The organism is Silanimonas sp., assembly GCF_027531545.1.
In the GTDB taxonomy this organism is placed as follows: domain Bacteria; phylum Pseudomonadota; class Gammaproteobacteria; order Xanthomonadales; family Xanthomonadaceae; genus Silanimonas.
On sequence record NZ_JAPZSC010000001.1, the window covers coordinates 173,419 to 198,445 of the forward strand.

Sequence of the window (25,027 nt, forward strand, 5' to 3'; positions counted from 1 at the left end):
GGAGGGGCGGCGTACAATGCCGCCCTTCCCGTTTCGACCTCCCGCCCGCCATGAGCCTCTCCGCCGACACCCGCGCCCGCATCGAATCCATCCTCAGCTCGCACGAGGTGGTGCTGTTCATGAAGGGCAGCCCGCAGCGTCCGCAGTGCGGGTTCTCGATGAAGGCCTCGAGCATCGTGGGCGGCATCGTCGCCGAGTACGCCCACGTCGACGTGCTGCAGGACCCGGAGATCCGCGAGGGCATCAAGGTTTACGGCCAGTGGCCGACCATCCCGCAGCTCTACGTGAAGGGCGAGCTGGTCGGCGGTTCGGACATCATCGAGCAGATGATGAACTCCGGTGAGCTGCATGCCCTGCTGGGCGGCGCCACGCCGGACCGCACGCCACCGACGATCACGATCACCGACGAGGCCGCCGCGCAGATCCGCAAGGCCATGGCCGACCAGGGCGACGGCCTCGCCCTGCACATGGCGGTCGACGCCAAGTTCAACAGCCGCTTCGAGCTGAAGCCGGCCACCGGGCAGGAAGTCAGCGCCACGGCGAACGGCATCACCGTGCACTTCGACCTCGCCAGCGCGCCGCGCGCCAACGGCATCGCGATCGACTGGGTAGACAACGGCGTCCGCGGTGCCGGCCTGTCGATCACCAACCCGAACGCCCCGGCCCAAGTGCGCCCGCTGTCGGTGAAGGACCTCGCGGCGCGTCTCGCCGAGTTCACCGTCATCGACGTGCGCCCGCCGCAGGCCCGCACCCTGGCCGCATTCCCGGCGTCGCACGCGGTCCTCGACGAGACCACGCACGACGACCTCGCGGCGCTGCCGAAGGACACGAAGCTGGCTTTCCTGTGCCACCACGGCAACAGCAGCCGGCAGGCCGCCGAGCATTTCCGCGGCCTCGGCTTCACGCAGGTCTACAACGTGGAAGGTGGCATCGACGCCTGGTCGACCGACGTCGACGGCTCGGTCCCCCGCTACTGAGGCGAACGGCCCACCGGGCGCAAGGCGCCCGGATCACCGTCAATCCACGTCAACGAAGGCCGCGCCGGGCGCGATCCACCCTTCCGTTCATGGCGCGTGTAGAGTTTTTGCGCTAAACAGCGGAGTGACGCCCCGAAAAGCCGGGAAAAACCCGGCGCGGTGGCACGGAGATGGCGATGAACCGTGGAATGTTTTGGATGGTCCCGACGGCGGCCCTCGGCCTGCTGGTCGGTTGTGGTGGCGGCGCCACCCCGGCGGATGTGGCCGCCCAGGCTTGCGATGCGCAGGTGCGCACCCAGCTGGGCGCCAAGCCCTACACGCTGGATCTGAAGATGCTGGCGGAAACGATGAAGGACGACGGCCGCGGCAGTTTCCTGCTGGCCTCGCAGGTCACCGTCGACGCCGGTCTCGCCAGCCAGACCGTGCAGGTGCTCGAGTGCACGGTGCGCATGGGCGCCGAGAACACCAGCGCCGAAGTCTTGAACGTCCGCTTCATCTGGTGAGCCGCGGGGCGGCATGGCCGCCCCCGAACCCGCCGCGCTTCAGTCGAAGCGCAGGTGCTTCACCGACTTCCCGTGGCGACGCACCAGCTTCAGCGCCTCGATACCGATGGTGATGTGGCGCTCGACGAAGTTCGCGCTGACCACCTTGTCGGACGCTTCCGTCTTCACGCCTTCCGGGATCATCGGCTGGTCCGAGACCAGCAACAGCGCGCCCGAGGGAATGCTGTTGGCGAAGCCGGCGGCGAACACCGTCGCCGTCTCCATGTCGATGGCCATGCAGCGCAGCTTGCGCAGGTATTCCTTGAACGCCTCGTCGTGCTCCCAGACGCGGCGGTTGGTCGTGTAGACCGTACCCGTCCAGTAGTCGTGCTCGAGGTCGCGGATCATCGTCGACACCGCGCGCTGCAGCGCGAAGGCCGGTAGCGCCGGCACTTCCGGCGGCAGGTAGTCGTTGCTGGTGCCCTCGCCGCGGATCGCCGCGATCGGCAGCACGAGGTCGCCGAGCTGGTTCTTGCGCTTCAGGCCGCCGCACTTGCCGAGGAACAGCACGGCCTTCGGCGACACGGCGCTGAGCAGGTCCATCACCGTCGCCGCGTTGGCGCTGCCCATGCCGAAATTGATCATGGTGATGCCGTCGACGGTGGCGCTCGGCATGGGGCGGTCGCGGCCGACGACCTCGGCGCCCGTCAAGCGCGAGAACACGTCGAGGTAGCCGCCGAAATTGGTCAGCAGCACGTGGGGGCCGAATTCCTCCAGCGGCACGCCGGTGTAGCGCGGCAACCAGTTGGAGACGATCTCGTTCTTGTCCTTCATGGGTGTCCTTCTCTTCTCGTTCGCCCGGGGATTTTGCCACGCGGGCCGCCCGCGCCCGCGCCGGGGCCCATGACCTTCGGCCTAGTTGATGGGCCTTGGGGCCGGGCTAGGGTGTCGGCTTCCCTTGCTGGAGCCCGCGATGCGACCGCTTGATCTCCGAACCACCGCCCTCGCCGCCGCCCTGGCGCTCGGCCTCGGCGCCACCGCCGACGCCCGGGTCACCGTGCTGAAGGACGACCCGTACCCCAGCACCTACGAACGCATCGCCGCGCAGGACACGCTGATCCGCAATGCCACCGTGCTGGTGGGCGACGGCACGCGGCTGGAGAACGCCGACGTGCTGCTGCGCGACGGCAAGGTCGCGCGCGTGGGCCAGGGCCTCGACGCCCCTCGCGGCTCGACGGTGGTCGATGGCACCGGCAAGTGGATCACGCCGGGCCTGATCGACGTGCACTCGCACCTTGGCGTGTACGCCTCGCCGGGCCTCGACGCCCACAGCGACGGCAACGAGATGACCAACCCCGTGACCTCGCAGGTCTGGGCCGAGCACGCCGTGTGGCCGCAGGACCCGGGCTTCGGCACGGCGCTCGCCGGCGGCGTGACTTCGATGCTGGTTCTGCCGGGCAGCGGCAACCTGATCGGCGGCCGCGGCGTGGTGCTGAAGAACGTGCCGGGCGAGACCTACCAGCAGATGAAGTTCCCCGGCGCACCGTGGAGCCTGAAGATGGCCTGCGGCGAGAACCCGAAGCGCTTCTATGGCGGGCAGGGCGCGGCACCGATGACCCGCATGGGCAACGTCGCCGGCTACCGCAACGCCTTCATCGACGCCCGCGAGTACCTCGGGAAGCTCGACGACGAGGAGCCGCCGAAACAGGACCTCCGCCTCGAGACCCTCGCCGCCGCGATGAACGGCGAGATCCAGGTGCAGATCCACTGCTACCGCGCCGACGAGATGGCGATCATGCTCGACCTCGCCGAGGAGTTCGACTTCAAGGTGGCCGCGTTCCACCACGGCGTCGAGGCCTACAAGATCGCCGATCGCCTCGCCGAGGCCGGCACCTGCGGCGCGCTCTGGGCCGACTGGTGGGGCTTCAAGGCCGAGGCCTATGACGCGGTGCAGGAGAACATCCTGATCGTCGACCGTGCGAATGAGGGCAAGGGCTGTGCGGTGGTGCACTCGGATTCGGCCGAAGGCATCCAGCGCCTCAACCAGGAAGCCGGCAAGGTCATCGGCGTCGGCCGTCGCGCCGGCATCGACATCGCGCCCGAACACGCCGTGCGCTGGATCACCCAGAACGCCGCGCAGACGCTCGGCATCCAAGAGCAGGTCGGCACGCTCGAGCGCGGCAAGATGGGCGACGTGGTGCTGTGGAACCAGAACCCCTTCAGCGTCTACGCCAGGGCCGAGAAGGTCTGGATCGATGGTGCGCTGATGTTCGACCACAACGACCCGGCGCTGCAGCCGGTCTCCGACTTCACGCTCGGCCAGGAGCCCCTCTGATGCGCGCCCTCTCCGTCCTCGCCGGCGCCGTCGCGCTGGCCCTCGCCGGCTTCGCTTCCGCGCAGTCGGTCGTCTTCATCGACAACGCCAAGGTCCATACCGCCGGTGCCGCCGGCACGTTGGCCAATGGCGATGTCGTCATCACCAATGGCGTCATCAGCGCCGTCGGCGCCGAGCTGGCCGCGCCCGCCGGTGCCACCCGCATCGATGCCAAGGGCCAGCCGCTGACGCCGGGCCTGTTCGCCGGCCTCACCGCGCTCGGCCTCGAAGAGATCAGCGCGGAATCGAGCACGGTGCACCAGAACCTCGGCGCCGCGACGCCGCACGTGCATCCGGGCGAGACGCGCTGGCGTCCAGAGTTCGACGTGCTGCCCGCCTACAACCCGCGCTCGCAGGTGATCGGCGTCAACCGCATCGAGGGCCTCACCTTCACCGTGCTCGCCCCCGGCGCGCTCGAGGAAGGCAGCTTCGTCGCTGGCCAGGGCGGCGCGGTGCGTTTCGACGGTGGCTTCGACGCCCTCGTGGACGGCAGCCGTTCGCTCTTCGTCGATCTCTCCAACGGCGCCGTGGCGATGTCCGGCGGCAGCCGGGCCGGCCAGTACATGCTGCTCGACCAGGCGATCCGCGAGGCCAAGCCGCCCGCGTCGCCGATGATGATGGTCTCGCCGGGCCACGGCCTGCTGACGCCGGCCGGTCGCGACGCGATGAGCCGCTATCTGCGCGGCGGCCGCGTGGTGTTCACCGTCGACCGCGCCGCCGACATCCGCCAGGTGATCGCGCTGGGCCAGCGTTACGGCTTCCAGCCGGTGATCAATGGCGGCGCCGAAGCGTGGATCGTCGCAAACGAACTCGCCGCGGCGAAGGTGCCGGTGCTGCTCGACGCGCTGGTGAACCTCCCGGGCAGCTTCGACCAGCTCGGCGCGCGCCTCGACAACGCGGCCAAGCTGCATGCCGCCGGCGTCACCGTCGCGTTCTCGCAGGCCGGCGACGCCACGCACAATGCCCGCAAGATCCGCCAGCTCGCCGGCGTGGCCGCGGCCCACGGCCTGCCCTGGGAGACCGCGCTCGCGGGCCTCACCTCGGCGCCGGCGAAGGTGTTCGGCATCGACGCGAAGATCGGCAGCATCGAAGTCGGCAAGACGGCCGACCTCGTGCTGTGGAACGGCGACCCGCTGGAAGTGACGACGACCGCCACGCAGGTGTTCGTCGGCGGCCGCGCGGTGCCCATGCAGTCGCGGCAGACGCTGCTGCGCGACCGCTACCTCGCGCCGAAGGGCGAGCGTTCGCGGCTGTATCCGGCGGGGCGCTGAGCGCCTTCAAGGGCAAGAGCGGCGCCTGCCACGCGTAACGGTAGGCCGCTCTTCGCGGACTCGGGGCTGTCCTGCCCCGAGCCGCGCGCTCGCCATCCATGGCTCGCTTGTCGCTGGCCCACCGCCACGCGGGCGCGGCGCAGCCTCGCCTGGAATCCATCGCACGCGCCGCACTAGCTGAGGTGGGGCCGCGACACCGGCGCAAGCTCGCGAGATTTTGTTCGGCCGCGACGGTCGGTATTCGAGGGTCGGCCTGCGGGCGACGCGAATAAGGAGCCCCAGCGCGATGGCCAGGCGATGGCCCGAAGGGCGGCTCAGGGATGAGCCGCCGCTCGAGCGACATGGACGTCGCATTCGAGCGGGCCGCCGGGTCGATCACATTCATGGTGATGGGGCGGGCGAGCGTCGCCCACAGGCCGACCCTCGCAACGCAAACCCGTCACAGCCCCAGCGCGAACAGCCCGAGGCAAAGCAGCAAGCCGAGGCCCGGCACGATGACCGTCAGGGCGCCGACCGGCAGGTAGGCGTCCTTGTGGGTTTCGCCGCAGATGGCGCGGATGGTCGTGACGACGTAGCCGTTGTGCGGCAGCGAATCCAGCACGCCCGAGCTGATCGCCACGGAGCGGTGCAGCTGGTCCGGATTCACGCCTTGGGCGAGGAAGATCGGCGCGATGATCGGTAGCGCGATGGCCTGGCCACCCGAGGCCGAGCCCGTCATCGCCGCGATCAGGCTCACCGCGATGGCCGCGGTCGCCACGCCGGAACCCGGCATGTGCGTGATCGCCTCCACGGCCACGCCGAAGGCGGGTGACAGCTTCGCCACGGCGCCGAAACCGACCACCGCCGCGGTATTGCCGATCGCGATCAACGCCCCCGTGCTGCCCTCGCCGATGGCCTTGGCCGGTTGCCGCAACGTGCGCACGCACAAGAGCCCGACGGCCGCGCAACCCGAGAGCAGCGCGACGATCAGTGCGGACACGCCGAACGCGTCGTGCAGCGCGAAGGACACGCCGAGGACCACGAGCGTGGGCAGAAACGCGGCCCACAGTGGCGGGAGATCGGCGCGCAGCTCGCCGGGATCGCCTTCGCGGGATTCGAAGCGTTCACCCCGGGCCTTGGCCCGCTTCAGCATCCAGCCCAGCCAGAGCTGGCCGACCACCGCCATGAACAGCGCCGTGACGAGGCTCGCCTCCCACGCCGCCCAAGGCGTGGTGTCGAGGTAGGGAATCGGAATCCAGTTCTGGATTTCCGGCGAACCCGCCGAAGTCATGGTGAAGGTGACGGAGCCGAAGGCCAGCGCCGCGGGGATGAAGCGCCGCGGCAGGTCGGCGGCACGGAACAGGGCGAGCGCCGCCGGGTAGACCGAGAACGCGACCACGAACAGGCTGACGCCACCGTAGGTCAGGATGGCGCAGGCCAGCACGACGGCCAGCGCCGCGTGCGATGGGCCCAGATGGCGCATCACCGCCGCGGCGATCGCATCGGCCGCGCCACTGTCCTCCATCAGCTTCCCGAAGATCGAGCCGAGCAGGAACATGAAGAACCAGTTCGTCACGAAGCCGGTGAAGCCCCCCATGTAGGCACCGACGAGATTCGGTGCCCCCTCGAGGGCCAGTGGCGGCAGCAGGGCGATGCCGGAGGTCAGGGCGACCAGCAAAGCGCACAGCGGCGTGGCGACGAACAGGTTCCAACCGCGCATGGTCAGCACGATCAGCAAGGCAAGGGCGAGGGCGAGGCCGAGGGCGCTCAGCATCGGGACGGGCTCCGTACGGGACGGCGGCAGCATGCGCGGCGGCCTCCGGGGCGCGTGATTGGACGAACGTACAGGTGCTACCCCCGGGGCCCGGGCCTAGTCTGCGCAGCAACCGCGCCGGGGGGCGCGCTCCACACTATTGGGGGAAGACCGATGTTCCGCAGCGCACTCAGCACCGCCATCCACGCCGCCCTGCTCGCGGGCCTCGTCGCCACGCCGGCCGCCTTCGCGCAGTCGGCGCCGGTCGAAGACGCGTCGCAAGCGAAGACGCTCGATGCCGTCACCGTCACCGCGCGGAAGCGCGAGGAGACCCTTCAGGACGTGCCGATCGCGGTGACGGCCTTCACCGCGGACGCGCTGGACCGCCTCGGCACGCGCGATATCGCCGACCTCGATGCGCAGGTGCCGAACCTGACGATCTATGCGGCCCGCGGCTCCAGCTCGACGCTGACGACGTTCATCCGCGGCGTCGGCCAGGCGGATCCGCTGTGGGGCGTCGATCCGGGCGTCGGCCTCTACCTCGATGACGTCTACATCGCCCGTCCGCAGGGCGCGCTGCTCGATGTGTTCGACGTCGAGCGCATCGAAGTGCTGCGCGGCCCGCAGGGCACGCTGTACGGCAAGAACACCATCGGCGGCGCCATCAAGTACATCTCGCGCGGCCTGCCCACCGAATTCGACGGCAACGCCTCCGTCACCGTGGGGAACTACGGCCAGCTCGACGTCAAGGCCGCCATCGGCGGCCCGATCGCGGCGAACGGCGGCCTTCGCGGCCGCATCGCGGTCGCCAAGCTGGATCGCGACGGCTTCGGCGAGAACCGCGTCACGGGCGCCGATGTCAGCGACAAGGATGTGTTCGCGGTGCGCGGCCAGCTCGGCGCCTTCGTCAACGACAACCTCGACATCCAGTTCGCCTTCGACATGGTCGACGACCAGAGCGGCGTGCGCGGCGCGCAGATGCTGGAAGCGAACCGCTTCAACGCCGCGTTCTTCCCGGCCCTGGGCGCGTTCCCGCCGCTGAACGACCGCTACGACGTGCGCAACGGCCTGCCGAACATCAACGACACGACCATCGAGGGCGCGTCGACGACGGTGAACTGGCGCGCCACCGAGGACCTGACGCTGAAGTACGTGCTCGCCAAGCGCCAGAGCGACACCGAGACCAACATCGACTTCGACACCACGCCCGCCCAGATCGCCGACGTGAGGGCCCTCTACGCCGACGAGCAGGTGAGCCACGAGCTGCAGGCGAACTGGGACGGCGGCGGCCGCTCGCGCGGCGTCATCGGCCTCTACGCCTTCGATGGCGAGGCCGGCGGCCAGGTGCTCAACAACTTCTTCAACCTGAGCTTCGGCGACACGCAGGGCACGGTGTTCACCGAGAGCGTCGCCCTGTACGCCGACTGGACCTTTGACCTCAGCGACCGGCTGTCGCTCGATGTCGGCGCCCGCTACACCGACGAGGACAAGCGCGCGAAGGTGCTGAACCGTTGCTACACCAGCGCCGCGTTCACCACCCTTCGCGACTGCACGCCGGCCGTGCTCACCGACGACCCGGCCGCGGCGAACTTCGACCGCACCATCAACTTCAAGAACACCTCGCCGAAGATCGCGCTGAACTTCGACGTCAGCGACAACGTGATGGTCTACGGCCTCGCGTCGCGCGGCTTCAAGTCCGGCGGCTACAACATCCGCGCGCAGGCGACGCTGGTGCCGCGCTCCGCCCTGCCCTTCGACGACGAAGTCGTGGACAGCTTCGAGGTCGGCGCCAAGATGGGCCTGCTCGACCAGCGCCTGTTCCTGAACCTCGCCGCCTTCCACAACAAGTACGAGGACATCCAGCTCTCGGTGTTCACGGCGAACCCGGCGGGCGGCTTCTTCGGCGACTTCACGAACGCCGGCAAGGGCACCGTGCAGGGCCTCGAAGCCGAGTACCAGTGGCTGCTGAGCGATGCCTTCACGATCAGCGGCAACCTCGCCTGGCTGGACGCCCAGTACGACGAGTTCCTGTTCGCCGGCGTGGACATCGCCAACGAGCAGGAATTCACCAACGCCCCGGAGTTCTCCGGCGCGATCAACCTCGAGTGGCGCACGGCCGTGGGTGACGCCGGTGAACTCACCGCGCGCGTCGGCTACAGCTACCAGAGCGAGGTCGTGGCCACGACCGAAATCATCCGCAGCAACGTGCCGCCGGCTGCACCCTTCGGCCGCCTGCCGATCAGCCAGGACGGCTACGGCCTCGTGACGGCCGGCGTCGTCTGGCAGAGCGGCGGCCCGTGGTCGGTGTCCCTGCAGGGCACCAACCTGACCGACAAGGAGTACCTGACGACGGGCTACAACCTCGCGCAGGCGCTCGGCGTCTACACCGGCTTCTACGGCGCGCCGCGCCAGTACAGCCTGTCGGTCCGCTACGACTTCTGAGCGCTTCGATGACCCACCGCCACCCGCTGGTCCTCGTCCTCGCCGCGATGCTCGGCGGCCTCGCGGGCTGCAGCGGCGAGCAGGCACCGCCGCTGGCTGCGATCACGCTCGATGCCTCGCGCGTGGCCGTGGCCGGTCTTTCGTCCGGTGCGTACATGGCCACCCAGGTGCACGTCGCGCTGAACACGCGCGTGCACGGCGCGGCGCTTGTGGCCGGCGGGCCCTACGGCTGCGCGCAGGGACAACTCGAGATCGCACTCGGCCCGTGCATGACGGCGCAGCCCGCCCTGCCGGAGACGGCGACGCTCGTCGCGAGCGCGGAACAGCGCGCCGCGCAGGGCACGATCGATCCCCTGTCGGCGTTCGACGGCGACCGCGTGTTCGTCATGCACGGCACGGGCGATGCGCTGGTCTCGCCGTCGCTCGCTCCGGTGACGGCGGACGTGCTCCGCGCCCTCGCGGGCGATTCGGCCAAGGTGACGCTCGACGACCAGCGGGCCTTCGGGCACGGCTGGCCGACGTTGGATGCCGGCGCCCCGTGCGAGCAGCCCGTTTCCCCGTGGCTGCTCGACTGCCGCATTGATGCGGCCGGAGAAACGATGGCCGCGCTGTTCGGCGTCGAAGCTTCACCGCCCGCGGCCGCCGCAGCGGCCAGCGACGGCACCTTGGCCCGCTTCGACCAACGCGAACTGGCACCCGACGGTGCGGCGGGCTTGGCCGATACCGGCTTCGTCTACACACCGAAGGCCTGCGCCGGTGCGGCCTGCGGCGTGCTGGTGGTGTTCCACGGCTGCCAGCAGAACGAGGAGACCGTGGGCGAGGCTTTCGTGCGCGATGCCGGCTTCAACCGCTGGGCCGACGTGCATCGCGTCGTCGTGGTCTATCCTCAGACGCAATCGAGCTACATGCCGCTGAATCCGAAAGCATGCTGGGACTGGTGGGGCTACGGCGGCGCCGACTACGACCTGAGGACGGGCGGGCAGATCCGCTTCGTCGCGGCCGTGCTCGACCGCCTCGCCGGCACGCGCTGAACACGAACGCCACCTCGCGTCGCGAGGGCCCATTGGCATGTTGAACGAATGGGGCGTGCTGCTGGCGGCGGTGCTGTGGCTGGGCCTGCTGTTCGGCACGGCCGTGTGGGGCGAACGCCATCCGCAGGCGCTGTCGAAGCATTGGGGCGTGGTGTTCTCGCTCTCGCTGGCGGTGTACTGCACCAGCTGGACCTTCTTCGGCACGGTGCAGCAGGCGCGTGATTCCGGCTGGGCGCTGACGCCCACCTTCCTCGGCACGCTGCTGCTGTATGCACTGGCTTTCCCGGTGGTGCTGAAGCTCTTCCGACTCGCGCGCGAGCTCAACAGCACTTCCCTGGCCGACTTCATCGCCACACGCCTCGGGCGCAGTTCCGCGCTGGCCGCCACCGTCACCGCCATCGCGGTGATCGGCATGGTTCCGTACCTCGCACTGCAGCTGAAAGCCGTGGCCATGAGCCATGGCCTCATCACCCGCGGCAGCGACCTCGCCGCGCCGCCGGAGCAGGACAGTGCGCTGTACGTGGCGATCGCCCTCGGCGCGTTCGCGATGCTGTTCGGCACGCGCCGGGCGTCGGCCGTCGAGCACAACCGCGGCCTCGTGCTGGCGATGGCGGCGGAATCGCTGCTGAAGCTCGCCGCGATGCTCGGCCTCGGGCTGTGGCTGCTGATGCGGCCCGGCGGCTGGTCCGACACGCCGCTGCCCGTCGTCGAAGGCGGCACCGACGGCTTCCCCGCCCTGGTGCTGCTCGGCGCGCTGGCGATGCTGACACTGCCCCACCAGTTCCACGTCGGCATCGTCGAAGCGCGCGACGAAGGCCACCTTCGCACCGCGCGCTGGCTGTTCCCGCTTTACCTCGTGCTGATCGCGCTACCGGTGCTGCCGCTGGCGATGGCGGGCGAAGCCACCTTGGGCGCCATGGGCGTGCCCGCCGATCTCTACGTGCTGGCCCTGCCCTTGGCCGACGGTGCGCCCGGCATGGCCCTGCTCGCCTTCCTCGGCGGGCTGTCGGCGGCGACCGGCATGCTGATCCTCGCCACGCTGACGCTCAGCGTGATGATCGGCAACCACTGGCTCACGCCGCTGCGCCTGCGTGGCGGCTGGCGCGCCGGCGACGGCGATCTGCGCGGTGCCGTGCTGCGCCAGCGTCGCTTCGCCATCGCCGCGGTGCTGGCGCTGGCCTGGGGCTACAGCCGCGTGCTGGGCGACGACGGCGCGCTCGCCGACCTTGGCGCGCTGTCGTTCTCCGGCCTCGGCACGCTGGCCCCCGCGGTCGGCTTCGCGCTGTGGCGGCCGCAGACGCCGCCCTGGGCGGTGATCGCCGGCCTGGTCGCAGGCTTCCTGGTCTGGGCGTGGGTGCTGCTGCCGGGCGTGGCCGAGCCGATGGGCCTCGCGCTCGTCGACCGGAACAGCGCGCCCTTCGGATGGGCGTGGCTGTCGCCGGACGGCCTGTTCGGGCTGGGCGGCTGGAGCCCCTTGAGCCGCGGCGTGGCCGCCAGCCTCCTGGTGGGCACCGCCGTGCCGCTGCTGCTGGCGAGCTGGCGCGGTACGGCGGGCGACCGCCGTGATGGCCCGCTCGATGTCGCCGCGGTGAGGCGGCTGGCCTCGCGCTTCCTGGCTACGGATCGCCTCGACGCCGCGCTGCGCGATGCGCCGGCCACCGGACTGCTGCCCGCGGCGCAGTTGGCCCGCGTGGAACGCGAACTGGCGGCCGTCGTCGGCGCCTCCTCCGCGCGCCTGCTGCTCGATGCGCTGCGCCAGCCCAGCGGCCCGGCGCCGGAGCAGGTGGCGGAACTCGTCGACGAGGCCACGCAGGGTCTGCGCTTCAACCAGCAGCTTCTCGAAGTGGCGCTCGAGCACATGAGCCAAGGCATCAGCGTCGTCGACCGCGAGCTGCGCCTCGTGGTGTGGAACCGCCGCTACCGCGAGATCTTCGGCTACCCCGAGGGCCTGCTGCAGGTGGGTCTGCCCGTCGCGGCGCTGGTGGAACACAACCTGCGTCGCGGTCTGACGGGCGATCTCGATGTCGCCCGCGGCCTCGAACAACGCCTCGCGCACATGCGCGCCGGCACGCCGTACTTGAGCGAGCGGCGCATCGGCGATGCGGTGATCGAGATCCGTGGCGAACCGATGCCCGGCGGCGGCTTCGTCGCCACCTTCACCGACGTGACGGTGTTCCGCGCCAGCGAGGACGCGCTGCGCCGCGATGCCGAGACCCTCGAAGCCCGCGTGGACGAGCGCACGCGCGAACTCGTGGAGGCCAAGGCGGAAGCCGAGCGCGCCAACCAGGCCAAGACGCGCTTCCTCGCCGCCGTGAGCCACGACCTGACGCAGCCGCTGCACGCCGCGCGCTTGTTCACCGATGCGCTGGCGCAGCGCAGCGAGGACGCGGGCGTCGCACCGCAGGTGGCGCGCATCGCCGGCGCATTGGAATCCGCGGAAGACCTGCTCGGCGGCCTGCTCGATATCTCGCGGCTCGATGCCGGCGGCCTCGCCGCGCAGCCGGTCGACCTGCCGCTGCAACCGCTGCTCGACGGGTTGGCGCGGGAAGCCGGCGTCATGGCGGAGGCGAAGGGCCTCTCGCTGCGCTGCGTGCCGACGTCCGCCTGGGTGCGCAGCGACCCGCAACTGCTGCGCCGCGTGCTGCAGAACTTCCTCGCCAACGCGGTGCGCTACACGCCGCGCGGTGGACTCGTGCTCGGTGTGCGCCGACGCGGAACGAACGCGCTGGCCATCGAGGTTTGGGACAGCGGCATCGGCATCGCGCCCGAGCAGCAGCGCCTCGTGTTCGAGGAGTTCCGCCGCCTGCAGCGCGGCGGACAGGGCCTCGGCCTCGGCCTCGCCATCGCCGACCGTCTCGCAAGACTGCTCGACGCTCCGCTCGCATTGCGCTCCCGCCCGGGCCGCGGCAGCGTGTTCTCGATCACCGTCGCCCGCGTCGCCGCTCGATCCACCCATGCCGCGACGGCCCCGGTGCCCGCCGCTGCCGCGGCGGACCTGCCGCTGCGGATTCTGGTGGTCGACAACGACAACGTCGTGCTGGAGGCCACGCGTCAGTGGCTCGAAAGCTGGGGCGCGACGGTGCGCACCGCCACAACGCCCGACGAGGCCCTGCGCGAAGCCGCCGCCCTGTCGCCACAGGCCTGGGTGCTCGACTTCCACTTGGACGACGGCGCCACCGGCGATGCCTTGCACCAGGCCCTCACGCTGCGCCATCCGCGCGGCATCGGGATCGTCGTCAGCGCGGACCACGGCGAGGCTGTCCGCCAGGCCGTGCTGGCCGTCGGTGCCACGCCCCTGACGAAACCGCTGAAGCCCCTGCGCCTGAAGTCACTGCTGGCCGCATTGGCCCGCGCCTGAGTCGCCACGCGGCGCGGCGCGCCCCGCGTCGGCCGCGGCTACTCCCCGGCCAGCCCGCTCAGCAGCACGCCCGCCTGCGTGCGATTGCGCACGCCGAGCTTTTCGAAGACGACGGTGAGATGGGCCTTCACCGTGCGCTCCTGGATGCCGAGCTCATCGGCGATCTGCTTGTTGAGCCGCCCTTCGGCGACGCGCTGCAGCACCTTCAACTGCTGCGGCGAAAGGGTCGCTAGACGCGCAGCCAGCGATTCTGAGGCGGCGTCGCGCGGCGTGCGCGCCAGCAGCTCGCGCAAGGCCGACGGCATCCACGTCTCGCCGGCCAAGAGGGCACGCACGCCGGCATGCAGCTCCTCGGTGCCGGCGTGTTTGGTGAGGTAGCCGCATGCGCCCATGGCGAGGGCGCGGCGCACGGTGGCGGGGTCGTCCTGCCCGGAGAGGATCGCCACCGCCACGCCCGGATGCGCGGCACGCAGCTCGCCCAGCGCGAGCAGGCCGTGCGTACCGGGCAGCTGCAGGTCGAGCAGCACGAGGTCGGTGTCCGGGGCTTCGGCCAGCGCGGCTTGGGCACTGGCGAGATCGCCGGCCTCATCGATACGCGCGCCGGCCAAGCCGGCGGCCAGCGTCTGCCGCAGGGCAAGGCGGTAGAGCGGGTGGTCGTCGACGATCAGCAGGTGGTGCATGGCGGCAGCTTAGCCGCTCACTGCGCCGTCCACCCGCCATCCACCGGCAGCGCCGCGCCGTTGAGGTTGTGGGCTTCGCGGCGACACAGCCACAGGGCGAGGGATGCAATCTCCGCCGGCAGGGTCATGCGCAGGCTGGGCTGCTTCTCCGCCAGCAGGGCGCGGATGCCGGCATCGCGGTCGCCGTCGACGGCGCGCGCGGCGATCTGCGGTTCGATCAGCGGCGTCTCCACCCAGCCCGGGCAGACGCAGTTGACGGTGACACCGCCCGAGGCGCGCGAGCCCTGCGCGGCCATCTCCAGCGCGGCGACTTTCGTCAGGCCGATCAGGCCGTGTTTCGCCGCGACATAGGGCGCCTTGTTCACCGAGGCCACCAGCCCGTGCACGGACGCGATGTTGATGACGCGGCCGAAGCCGCGCTCGGCCATGCCGGGCAGTGCTGCCTTCATGGTGTGGAAGCAGGCGCTGAGGTTGATCGCGATCAGCGCATCCCAGCGCTCGTCGGGCATCTCGGCCAGCGAGGCGGTGTGCTGGATGCCGGCGTTGTTGACGAGCACGTCCACGGAGCCGACGGCCGCCATCATCGCGCGGATGGCGTCGGGGTCGCGCAGGTCGGCAACGTGGTGCGAAGCGGACGGCGCACCGGCCATGCGGACCGCCGCGAGCGCGGCCGCGATCTGCCCGCTGCTGCCGAGGCCATTGATGTGCACGTGCGCGCCGGCGGCGCCCAGGGCTTCGGCGACGGCGAGGCCGATGCCGGAGGTGGCGCCGGTCACGAGCGCGATGCGGCCTTCGGGGAATCGATCAGTCATGGCGCCAGCTTGCCGCGCGGTGGGCCTCGCGGCCTTTGGACGAAAGTACGATGGCCCTGCCGCCCCCGGACCGCAGACTGCCGCGATGAACCCCGATTCGCCCTCGCCTTTCCGCCCGCGCGCCCTCGCCGCGATCCAGCCGATGACTCTCGCGCTGCTGGCCTTGCTGGGCAGTGGCGCGGCGCAGGCCGAGGCGCCGGCCATCGCGAACACCGTGACGGTGCCGACCACGAGCGCCCATCGCGACGGGGACGACCTGCTCACCGCCGGCCTCGGCATCGATGGCCTGCGCGGCCCCATCCCCTCGCTGGCGGACGCGGCCGCACCAACCTTCGCGGAGCTGCGGCGCCGCGCGGTCTGGACGAATTGGCGCGGCATCGCCGACGTGAGCCCGACGGGCGGCCTAGGCACGGCCTACGGTGATCTCCGGCCGGTGCCGGGCCACGAATTCCACGGCAGCGCGACCGTGCCGGGCGCGAAGCACCCGCATCGCCTGCTGCTGCAATTGCCCGACAGCTTCGACCGCGAACGCCCCTGCCTGGTCGTCACCGCCTCCTCCGGCTCGCGCGGCGTCTACGGCGCGATCGCGCTGGCCGGCGGTTGGGGCCTGCCGAAAGGCTGCGCCGTCGCCTACACCGACAAGGGTGCGGGCACCGACTGGCGGCGCGTTCCGATCGAAGGCGGCGACGATGCGGTGCACGTGCCGCACGCCCATTCCGGCGACCACCCGGAAGCCGACTGGGGCCGCCACGTGCTGCAGGCTGCCGCCTTCGGCCGCGAGGTGCTCGTTCGCGAAACGGGCATCGACCCCGATGCATTGATCGTCATCGCCGCCGGCGTGTCGAACGGGGCGGGTGCGGTGCTGCGGGCGGCCGGTGACGAAGCGGCCAACGAACGCCGCATCGACGGCGCACCGCGCCTTCATGGCGTCGTCGCGGTGTCGCCGAACATCCATGTCGATGGGGCGCGCCCGCTGTTGGACGTCGCCACCTACGCCGCGCTGCTGATGCCCTGCGCGCTGGCCGCACCGCACTTCGACGACGACGCGCTGCTGCGGCCGGGCGCTGCGATGCCACCCGCCTACGCCGCAAGCTGCACGGCGCTCGTCGCCGCCGGGCAGATCGAGGGTGATGACGTCGCGGCGCAAGCCACGAACGCATGGACCGCGATGCAAGCCGCCGGCTGGACCGACGCAGCGATGCGCGCGGGCAGCTTGAGCGTCGCCTTCGACCTCTGGCGCGCGGTGGCGGCGGGCTATACCTCCGCCTACGCGCGTGCGCCCGCCGACGCGATGCCGCTGGGCTACGGCTATGCCGTGCGCGACGCGCAGGGTGTGCCGGTGCCGCCCTCGCCGGCCGAAGCCGCGCTGTGGTGGAGCGACAGCAGCGGCATTCCGCCCGGCAACGGCGTGTTGCTACTCGACCCGCCGGGAGACAACGGTCGCATGGCAGGCCTGCTCGGACTGCGCGCTTTGGCGACGGACGACACCACCGTGCGCGAGGCCATCGCCGCCACCCGCGCGATGCCGCCGCGCGACGGCCTGCCGATCCTGCTGCTGCATGGCCTCGACGACGGCCTCGTGCCCGAGTGGACGACCAGTGCGCCCTACGCCGCGTTCGCCCGCGAGCACGGCGCGCGCCTCGGCTACTGGCGTATCGAACGCGCGCAGCACTTCGACGCCTTCCTCGGCAATCCGGCGCTGGCCGCCCGCTACGTGCCGCTGATGCCGCAGGCCTACGCCGCACTCGACGCGATGCTGGCCCACCTGCGCGAAGTCGCGCCGCTGCCGGGCGACCGCACGATCAGTACGCCGGGGCGCTAGGCCGCCGGCGCATCCGACTCAGTTTTTCCGGAAGGTGATCGTCCCGCCCTCGCTGCTCACCTGCAGGGCATCGCCCGCGACGAACTCGCCGCCGAGGATCTTCTGCGCCAGCGGGTTCTCGATCTGCTGCTGGATCGCCCGCTTCAACGGCCGCGCGCCGTACACCGGATCGAAGCCGACGTTGCCCAGAACGTCCAGCGCCTTGTCGTCGATGCTGAACTTGATCTGCCGCTCGGCGAGGCGCTTGCCAAGGTAACTGGTCTGGATGCGCGCGATCTCGCGGATCTGCTCGCGGCCCAGCGGGTGGAACACGACGATCTCGTCGAGGCGGTTGATGAACTCCGGGCGGAAGTGCGACTGCACCACGCCCATCACGGCCGTCTTCATCTGGATGTAGGCCGCGTCGCCCTCGCCGCTCAGCTCCTGGATGTGCTGGCTGCCGAGGTTGGACGTCATCACGATGACGGTGTTGCGGAAATCCACCGTGCGGCCCTGGCCATCCGTCAGGCGGCCGTCGTCGAGCACCTGCAGCAGCACGTTGAACACGTCCGGGTGCGCCTTCTCGACCTCGTCGAGCAGGATCACGCTGTACGGGCGACGGCGCACGGCTTCCGTGAGGTAGCCACCTTCCTCGTAGCCCACGTAGCCCGGAGGCGCGCCGATCAAGCGGGCCACGGAGTGCTTCTCCATGAACTCGCTCATGTCGATGCGCACCATCGCTTCCTCGGTGTCGAACAGGAAGCTCGCCAACGCCTTGCACAGCTCGGTCTTGCCCACGCCGGTGGGGCCGAGGAACAGGAAGCTGCCGTTGGGGCGGTTCGGGTCGCTCAAGCCCGCGCGCGAACGGCGGATCGCATCCGACACCGCGCGCACGGCCTCGCGCTGGCCGACCACGCGGGCGGCCAGCACCTCGTCCATCTTCAGCAGCTTCTCGCGCTCGCCTTCGAGCATCTTGCTCACCGGGATGCCGGTCCAGCGCGACACCACCTCGGCGATCTCCTCGGCCGTCACCTTGTCCTGCAGCAGGGTGAAGCCCTTGGTCTCGGCGGCCTGCGCATCGGCCAGCTGCTTCTCCAGCTTCGGCAGCGCGCCGTACTGGATCTCCGACGCACGCGCGAGGTCCTGCCGGCGGTGGGCCGCTTCGAGCTCCTGCTTCAGGTGCTCGATCTGCTCCTTCACCTTGGTGGTGCCGCTGACGATGGCCTTCTCGGCCTTCCACACCTCTTCGAGGTCGTTGAACTCGCGCTCCAGCTTGGCGATCTCGGCCTCGAGGTCGGCGAGGCGCTGCTTCGACTCCTCGTCCTTCTCCTTCTTCAGCGCCTCGCGCTGGATCTTCAGCTGGATCAGGCGGCGCTCCTTGCGGTCCATCTCCTCCGGCTTGGAGTCGATTTCCATGCGGATGCGCGACGCCGCCTCGTCCATCAGGTCGATGGCCTTGTCGGGCAGCTGACGGTCGGCGATGTAGCGGTTCGAGAGCGTGGCCGCGGCGACGATGGCCGGGTCGGTGATCTCCACGCCGTGGTGCACGGCGTAGCGCTCCTTGAGGCCGCGCAGGATGGCGATGGTGTCTTCCACGCTCGGCTCGCCCACGAACACCTTCTGGAAGCGGCGCTCCAGCGCGGCATCCTTCTCGACGTACTTGCGGTATTCGTCGAGCGTGGTGGCGCCGATGCAGTGCAGCTCGCCGCGCGCGAGCGCGGGCTTCAGCATGTTGCCGGCGTCCATCGAGCCCTCGGCCTTGCCGGCGCCCACCATGGTGTGCAGCTCGTCGATGAACAGGATGACGTTGCCTTCCTGCTTCGCGAGGTCGTTCAACACGGCCTTCAGACGCTCCTCGAACTCGCCGCGGAACTTGGCCCCGGCAATCAGCGCGCCCATGTCGAGCGAGAGCACGCGGCGTCCGCGCAGCCCTTCGGGCACTTCGCCATTGATGATCCGCTGCGCGAGGCCTTCGACGATCGCCGTCTTGCCGACGCCGGGCTCGCCGATCAGCACCGGGTTGTTCTTGGTGCGCCGCTGCAGCACCTGGATGGTGCGGCGGATCTCCTCGTCGCGGCCGATCACCGGGTCGAGCTTGCTGCTCTCGGCACGCGCCGTGAGATCGATGCAGTACTTCTCCAGCGCCTGGCGCTGGTCCTCGGCGTTCTCGCTCTGCACTTTTTCGCCCCCGCGCATCTTCTGGATGGCCGCTTCGAGCCTGGCCTTGTCGAAGCCAGCCGACTTCAGCAACTTGCCGGCGTCGCCGCCGTCCTCGATGCAGGCGAGCAGGAACAGTTCGCTGGCGATGAAGGCGTCGCCGCGCTGGCTGGCCAGCTTGTCGGTCACATTGAGCAGGCGGGCTAGTTCGTTGCCGAGGTTCACCTGCCCGGCCTGGCCAGTCACCTTCGGCAGCTTGTCGAGCGCCTCGCCGATCTTCTCGCGCAGCAGCACCACGTTGCCGCCGGCCTGCGCCAGCAGCGGCCGCGTGCCGCCGCCCTGCTGGTCCAGCAGCGCGATAAGCAGGTGCGCGGGTTCGATGAGGTTGTGGTCGCGCACGAGGGCCAGCGACTGCGCGTCCTGCAAGGCCTGGGCGAAGCGGGAGGTGAGCTTGTCCATCCGCATGGGTCGTCTCCGAAAGGGGCGGCGGCCCACGGAGCGGGCCGCGATGGCTTCCAGATGCGGATGATGACCGGGTGATTCAAGGCCGGCTTGATCGGGCTCAAGCCGGCCTCACCGAACCGTTCAGGCCGGCAGACTGCATCCGGCCGCGGGCCTCGGCCTTCCTCAGAGCGCGTCGAGCGACTTCTTCGCCTCAGTGTTGGCGGGATCGAGGCGCAGCGCCGTCTGGAACGACGCACGGGCCGTCGCGGCATCACCCTGCTTGGCCTGGATCTGCCCGAGGCGCCACCAGGCGCTGGTGTTGTCCGGGTCGTTCTCGCCGCGCGCCAATCCGCCGTCGAGGTAGCGCTTCAGCCCGGCGCCGCCCTCGTCAAGGAATTGCCCGCTGATCGCAGCGAGGCGGCCGAGCTGGTAGTGCGGCGCCGCCTGCCGCGGCTGGACGCCCGCCCATGCGAGGTAGAAGGTTCGGGCATCGGCATAACGCTCGAGCGCGACGAGGCTGTTGCCCACCATCACGCGGGTATCGATGTCGTCGGCCGGCAGCGCCGGCACCGCGGCCACGGCGGCATCGATGGCGCGCATCGCCGCCGAGTCGTCCTTGAAGTGGGCGCGTTGGATGGTCGCTTCCGCGAGATGCCCGCGCGCCGGGTTGCGCCGCGCGATCTCCGCCTGCTGCGCCTGCGCTTTCTCCACGCCGCCACCGGGTGCTGCCGGGTACAGGTAGTACTGGATCAGCGCGCTGCGGGCCTGCAGCAGGTTGCCATCAAGGCGCACGGCGGCCTCGTACGCGTCACGCAGCGACGGCGCCATCGTCAACTTGCGCAGCATGTTCACCTGCCCGATGCGGATGCCCAAGCTGTTGCCCAGCCAAAGCTGCGCCTGCGCATCGTTCGGCGCCAGTTCGACCGCCTGTTCCGCACTCTCGACGGCCTCGTCAGCCTCGCCTTTCTGCAGCTGCGCACGGGCCAGCAGCACCCAGGCGCGCGCGTTGGCCTCGTTGGCTTCGACGAAGGCCTGCGCCTTCGCCAGAGCACCGGGGTCGCGGACCTTCAACAGGGATTCGATGTCGGCGGCGTTCGCGAACGCTGCGGCGGAGAAGCCGGCCAGCAGGAGGCCAAGAGCGAGGGGGGCGAGGCGCATCACGAACTCCGGGGGACAAGGGCAGTGAGGCGAGCATCGCCTCACCAACCGGTCGTCGTCGCCCTGCCGTTCGTCATGGCCACGCGTGTCGTTCAGCCACGGGCCGGACCCGGCCTCAGAACGCGAGGCTCCAGCGATCGATCAGGCCGGTGTTGCCGGTCACCTGGTCGGTGACGCGCAGGGTCCAGGTGCCGTTCGCGGCGCGACCCGGCGCCTGCAAGCTGATGCGACCGGCGAGATTGGGCGTGGCGCCGCCCGCGCGGTTGTGCAGCAGCACCACGAGGCCATCGGGCATCACCAGCTCCACCTTCAGCTCGCCGGAGGCCGGGTGCTTCAACGCGAAATCGATCGTGACCGGCGCCGAGAGCGTCGCCGCGCGACCACTGACGTTGATCGGGCTGGCCGCCGTCGCGTTGTCGCGGATGGCGACGTCGGTGTCGTTCGCGAAGGTCGCGGGCGTGGTGCTGCCGCCCTGCACGTAGCTGATCTTCACGGTCATGCCACTGAACGCCGCGGTGGCATTGATCAGCACGTGGTAGGTGCCGGCCACCGGCGTGGCGAAGGCGCACAGGCCCGCGTTGCCGGCAGCGTTGGCTTTGCACGTGGCCTGCGCGGTCGTCGGGGCGGTGCCCTGCCCGACGAACAGGTCGGCATTGCCCGTGCCACCGCTGGTCTCGATGCGCAGGTCGCGCGCGCCGGCCGGCACGGCGATGCTGGTGCGCATCTGCGTGCCGGTGCTGGCGGTCAGGTTGAGGAAGGTCTGGGTGAAGGTGGTGCCCGGCGTGGTCGGGGTCGTCGGCGTAGTGGGGTTCGTCGGCGTGGTGGGGTTCGTCGGCGTGGTTGGCGTCGTGCTCGCGCCGCCCGCCGCCTGCACCGCCGCTTGCGCGCTCAGCAGGCCGGCACCGCAGCCGCTGCAACCCGCCGCTGCGGCATACGTGCTGCGCTTCAGCAGCGCTTCCTGATCCGCCACGGTCAAGGGCGCGAGGCGCAATGCCGTCCGGCGGGACTGCACCAGCGCGAGCGTCGCACTGACGTACGGCGCGGCCATCGAGGTTCCGCTGTAGGCGAGGAAGTTCTCACCACCCGGCACCTGCGTGCCGGCGTTCGCCGTCGAGAGGATCGATACACCCGGCGCGGCGACATCCACCACCGCGCCGAAGTTCGAGAACGAGGCACGGGCGCTGTTCGCCCCCACGGCCGCCACGGTGATGACGCCCGGGCAGTTCGCCGGCGTGTAGCCGCCGGCGTCGCGGGCATCGTTGCCCGCCGCCACCACCACCGGCACGCCGCGCGAGGCCGCGCTGGCAATGGCCGACTGCAGGGCGCTGGTGCAGGTGCCGGGGCCGCCCAGCGAGAGGTTGAGCACGTCGGCCGCATTCGCGGCGGAAAGGGTGGGCACGCCGGCGACGGCGCCGCCCGAAGCCCAGACGATGGCGTCGGCGATGTCGGAAGTGGTGCCGCCGCCGCGACCGAGCACGCGCACCGGCATCACCTTCGCGCTGAAGGCGAGGCCGGCGATGCCGGCGGCGTTGTTGCCGCGCGCCGCAGCGATGCCTGCGACATGCGTGCCGTGCCAGCTCGAATTGCGGCCGTTGGCGAAATCGCCCGGGTCGCTCGCGTCGGCGTCGCGGCCATTGCCGTCGCCCGCCGTGGTGACGCTGGTGATGAAGTCGTAGCCCGGCACCACATTGGCATCGAGGTCGGTGTGACGCGCGAGGCCGGTGTCCAGCACACCGATGATCACGCCGGTGCCCGTCGAGAGGTCCCACGCCGCTTCGGCGCGCAGGCCGGCATCGGCGTCCGTCATCGCCCACTGCTCGGCGTAGCGTGTGTCATTGGGGCGCAGGCTGGCCTGCAGCACGTAGTCGTACTCGACGCGCGCCACGCCCGGCTGGGCCGCGAGTGCGGCGCGCGCGGCCGCCGCTTCGTCGAGGGCCAGAAGGCGCGTCGCACGCAGCACATCGCCACCCACGGAAAGACGGCGCTGGTAGCCGAGGCCGGCCGAGGGGCCGCGCTTCGCCATCAGGCCCGAGCGCGCGACCTGGCGGCTGGCGTCAGCGAGGCGCCGCGCCGCGATGTTCGCGTTGGCGGCTTCCGCCGTGCCGGGCGCATACGTGACGATGAAGCCGGCGATCTCCGGCGTCGGCGTGGCCGACTGCGCGGAAGCTCCCGCCGCGACGAACAGAGCAGCGAAGGCGAGAGCGACAGGGCGGACGGCGGTCATGGCGGGACTCCGGTTCGGATGCCGCGCAGGCTGCGCTTCCGCCCGCCGCGCGAAAGCCAAGCACTGTCAACTGCTGCGCTACGTCTCAGTTCGCGGGTTGCAGCGCGCCCGCCATCACGGTTTTTCTGCGATGGCGCGCACGGGCCGAGTGCGGCGCAGCATGGGCTTCATCAGGAAACGCGCCAGAGCAGGCTGGCCATGCGGCCGGTGCGCGCATCGCGGCGATGCGAGAAAAACGCGTGCGGCTCGCCGATCGTGCAGCGTCCACCGCCGTGCACGCGCGCCACGCCCAGCCGCGCGAGGCGTCGGCGCGCGAGCGCGTACAGATCGACACGCCAATGGCCGGGGCGCGTCGCGGTGAACGCGACAGCTGCACCCGCATCGCCATCGACGAAGGCCGCGCGCACTTCTTCGCCGACCTCATAGTTCGCGGGCCCCGCCGCCGGGCCGAGCCAAGCGATCACGCGTTCGCCCGGCACGCGCATCGCAGCAACCGTCGCTTCGACGACGCCCGCCGCGAGGCCACGCCATCCCGCATGCGCAGCGCCAAGCACCGCACCGTCGTCCGAGCACAGCAGCATCGGCAGGCAGTCGGCATGCATCACCGCCAGCACCACGCCTGCGCGTCGCGTCACCGCGGCATCGGCCTCGGGTTCCTCGCCGCTCGCCGGCACCAGCGCGCCATCAACCGCGCCCGTGTCGGCATCGAACACCGCCGTGCCGTGCACCTGACGCAGCCAGCGCGGCGCGGAAGGCAGCCCAAGCGCCTCACGCAGGGCCGCGCGGTTCGCGAGCACGTGCTCCGCCGCATCACCATCGGCCGCACGATGGCCACCGAGGTTCAAGGTGTTGAAGGGCGGCGGTGACGCGCCCAAACCAAGGCGCCGGGTCGAGCCGCCGCGCACACCGGGTGGCGCCGGCCAGTCGGCAAACTCGAAGAATGGCGGCGCGACGTCCATCAGCGCCGCGCCGTGCCGACCATCGCCATCACTTGATGCCCTTGCTCGCCGCTTCCGCGGTGTCCTCGCGCAGCTGCGCCAGCAGGGCGAGCATGTCGTCGGGCATGCCGGCCTCGAAGCGCAGCGTCTCTCCGCTGGCCGGGTGCACGAAGGCCAGCGATTCGGCGTGCAGGGCCTGGCGCTTGAAGCCGCGCAGTCCTTCGACGAGGGCTTCGGTGGCGCCCTTCGGCAGGCGCAGGTTGCCGCCGTACAGCGGATCGCCCACCAGCGGATGGCGCACATGCGCCATGTGCACACGGATCTGGTGGGTGCGCCCGGTCTCGAGGCGGCATTCCACCAACGTGTGGCTGCGGAAGCGTTCGCGCACGCGGTAGTGGGTGACGGCCTCGCGGCCGCTCTCGTTCACCGCCTGGCGGATGCGGTCGGTCGGGTGGCGGCCGATGGGCGCATCCACCGTGCCGCCGGCCACCATCGCGCCGCAGGCCACGGCGAGGTACTGCCGGTGCACCTCGCGGTTCGAGAGCTGCTCCACGAGCGACGCGTGGGCCCGCAGGCTGCGCGCCACGACCATCAGGCCGGAGGTGTCCTTGTCGAGGCGGTGGACGATGCCGGCCCGCGGAAGCTCGGCCAGCTTCGGGTCGAAGTGCAATAGCGCGTTCACCAGCGTGCCGCGCGGATTACCGGCGCCGGGGTGCACGACGAGGCCGGCCGGCTTGTTCAGCACGATCACCTCGTCATCGGCATGGCGGAGGTCGAGGGCGATGGCCTCGGGCTCGGCCGTCGTCTCGATCGAGGGCGTCACCCACACGGTGACGGTCTCGCCGCCGCGCAGGGCCTGCTTGGGCTTGGCTTCCGCGCCGTCCAGCAGGGCTTCGCCGGACTTGATCCAGCCGGTCAGGCGGGAGCGCGAGAAGTCCGGGAACAGGTCGGCCAGGACCTGGTCGAAGCGGCGGCCGGCGTGTTCCAGCGGCACCACGGCCTCTAGCAGTTCACGTTCGTCCTCGGCGCGAGCGTCGTCGGTGTCCGGGCGGCCGGAATGGGGAAGGGTCATGGGCGGGACGGCTCGGCGGCGATTCAGGGGATTCCGCTATTATCGACCGTCCTGAACCCCGCTGGTGCCCGTTC

At 70.7% G+C, this 25,027-nt stretch carries 17 protein-coding genes; 8 read left to right on the forward strand and 9 right to left on the reverse strand.

Annotation, left to right across the window (positions count from 1 at the left end; all coding sequences use genetic code 11):
• Positions 1 to 50: 50 nt before the first annotated feature.
• Both grxD and O9280_RS00770 read left to right on the forward strand, forming a co-directional pair.
• Positions 51 to 977, forward strand: coding sequence for a Grx4 family monothiol glutaredoxin (gene grxD / locus O9280_RS00765; RefSeq protein WP_298337582.1), 927 nt, complete (start codon positions 51 to 53; stop codon positions 975 to 977).
• Between the two features lie 188 nt (positions 978 to 1,165).
• Entirely contained in the window at positions 1,166 to 1,480 is a 315-nt protein-coding gene (locus O9280_RS00770) for a hypothetical protein (RefSeq protein ID WP_298337584.1), read from the forward strand.
• Positions 1,481 to 1,519: 39 nt separating this feature from the next.
• Here the strand turns inward: O9280_RS00770 and O9280_RS00775 are convergent, their stop codons facing one another.
• Positions 1,520 to 2,293 (reverse strand): AMP nucleosidase, encoded by a 774-nt coding sequence (locus O9280_RS00775; RefSeq protein WP_298337586.1) that lies wholly within the window; start codon positions 2,291 to 2,293, stop codon positions 1,520 to 1,522.
• A gap of 139 nt (positions 2,294 to 2,432) precedes the next feature.
• Between O9280_RS00775 and O9280_RS00780 the strand changes: the two genes are divergently transcribed.
• On the forward strand, positions 2,433 to 3,794 hold the full coding sequence (locus O9280_RS00780; RefSeq protein WP_298337593.1) for an amidohydrolase: 1,362 nt from the start codon (positions 2,433 to 2,435) through the stop codon (positions 3,792 to 3,794).
• Complete coding sequence (locus O9280_RS00785) at positions 3,794 to 5,104, forward strand: amidohydrolase family protein (RefSeq protein WP_298337596.1); 1,311 nt, start codon at positions 3,794 to 3,796, stop codon at positions 5,102 to 5,104. Before O9280_RS00780 ends, O9280_RS00785 begins: the two co-directional genes overlap by 1 nt.
• A gap of 439 nt (positions 5,105 to 5,543) precedes the next feature.
• On the opposite strand, the gene O9280_RS00790 is transcribed toward O9280_RS00785, so the two are convergent.
• Positions 5,544 to 6,857, reverse strand: coding sequence for a hypothetical protein (locus O9280_RS00790; RefSeq protein ID WP_298337599.1), 1,314 nt, complete (start codon positions 6,855 to 6,857; stop codon positions 5,544 to 5,546).
• Between the two features lie 153 nt (positions 6,858 to 7,010).
• Here O9280_RS00790 and O9280_RS00795 point away from each other — a divergent pair, with 153 nt between their 5' ends.
• The 3 genes from O9280_RS00795 to O9280_RS00805 are packed head-to-tail and all read left to right on the forward strand — an operon-like array spanning position 7,011 to position 13,667.
• The gene (locus tag O9280_RS00795) at positions 7,011 to 9,278 is read left to right on the forward strand and encodes a TonB-dependent receptor (RefSeq protein WP_298337602.1); all 2,268 of its coding nucleotides are present in this window, start codon (positions 7,011 to 7,013) and stop codon (positions 9,276 to 9,278) included.
• Between the two features lie 8 nt (positions 9,279 to 9,286).
• The gene (locus O9280_RS00800; protein WP_298337605.1) at positions 9,287 to 10,309 is read left to right on the forward strand and encodes a PHB depolymerase family esterase; all 1,023 of its coding nucleotides are present in this window, start codon (positions 9,287 to 9,289) and stop codon (positions 10,307 to 10,309) included.
• A gap of 37 nt (positions 10,310 to 10,346) precedes the next feature.
• Positions 10,347 to 13,667 carry a PAS-domain containing protein gene (locus O9280_RS00805; protein WP_298337608.1) on the forward strand — a complete coding sequence of 1,107 codons (3,321 nt, stop codon included), beginning with the start codon at positions 10,347 to 10,349 and terminating at the stop codon, positions 13,665 to 13,667.
• Positions 13,668 to 13,705: 38 nt separating this feature from the next.
• On the opposite strand, the gene O9280_RS00810 is transcribed toward O9280_RS00805, so the two are convergent.
• Complete coding sequence (locus O9280_RS00810) at positions 13,706 to 14,347, reverse strand: response regulator transcription factor (RefSeq protein WP_298337611.1); 642 nt, start codon at positions 14,345 to 14,347, stop codon at positions 13,706 to 13,708.
• A 17-nt stretch (positions 14,348 to 14,364) separates the two neighbouring features.
• Complete coding sequence (locus O9280_RS00815) at positions 14,365 to 15,159, reverse strand: 3-hydroxybutyrate dehydrogenase (protein ID WP_298337614.1); 795 nt, start codon at positions 15,157 to 15,159, stop codon at positions 14,365 to 14,367.
• An 85-nt stretch (positions 15,160 to 15,244) separates the two neighbouring features.
• On the opposite strand from O9280_RS00815, the gene O9280_RS00820 reads away from it, so the two are divergent.
• Positions 15,245 to 16,981 (forward strand): 3-hydroxybutyrate oligomer hydrolase family protein, encoded by a 1,737-nt coding sequence (locus O9280_RS00820; protein WP_298337617.1) that lies wholly within the window; start codon positions 15,245 to 15,247, stop codon positions 16,979 to 16,981.
• An 18-nt stretch (positions 16,982 to 16,999) separates the two neighbouring features.
• On the opposite strand, the gene clpB is transcribed toward O9280_RS00820, so the two are convergent.
• The 5 genes from clpB to rluD form a co-directional block, all read right to left on the reverse strand.
• Positions 17,000 to 19,582: an ATP-dependent chaperone ClpB gene (gene clpB / locus O9280_RS00825; RefSeq protein WP_298337620.1), complete on the reverse strand. Its 2,583-nt coding sequence runs from the start codon at positions 19,580 to 19,582 to the stop codon at positions 17,000 to 17,002.
• Between the two features lie 162 nt (positions 19,583 to 19,744).
• Positions 19,745 to 20,719: a tetratricopeptide repeat protein gene (locus tag O9280_RS00830; RefSeq protein ID WP_298337623.1), complete on the reverse strand. Its 975-nt coding sequence runs from the start codon at positions 20,717 to 20,719 to the stop codon at positions 19,745 to 19,747.
• Positions 20,720 to 20,834: 115 nt separating this feature from the next.
• On the reverse strand, positions 20,835 to 22,943 hold the full coding sequence (locus O9280_RS00835) for a S8 family serine peptidase (protein ID WP_298337626.1): 2,109 nt from the start codon (positions 22,941 to 22,943) through the stop codon (positions 20,835 to 20,837).
• 170 nt (positions 22,944 to 23,113) lie between these two features.
• A complete protein-coding gene (gene pgeF, locus O9280_RS00840; RefSeq protein WP_298337629.1) occupies positions 23,114 to 23,902 on the reverse strand; it encodes a peptidoglycan editing factor PgeF in 789 nt (262 codons plus the stop codon).
• Between the two features lie 28 nt (positions 23,903 to 23,930).
• On the reverse strand, positions 23,931 to 24,953 hold the full coding sequence (gene rluD, locus O9280_RS00845) for a 23S rRNA pseudouridine(1911/1915/1917) synthase RluD (protein ID WP_298337632.1): 1,023 nt from the start codon (positions 24,951 to 24,953) through the stop codon (positions 23,931 to 23,933).
• Positions 24,954 to 25,027 lie beyond the last annotated feature (74 nt).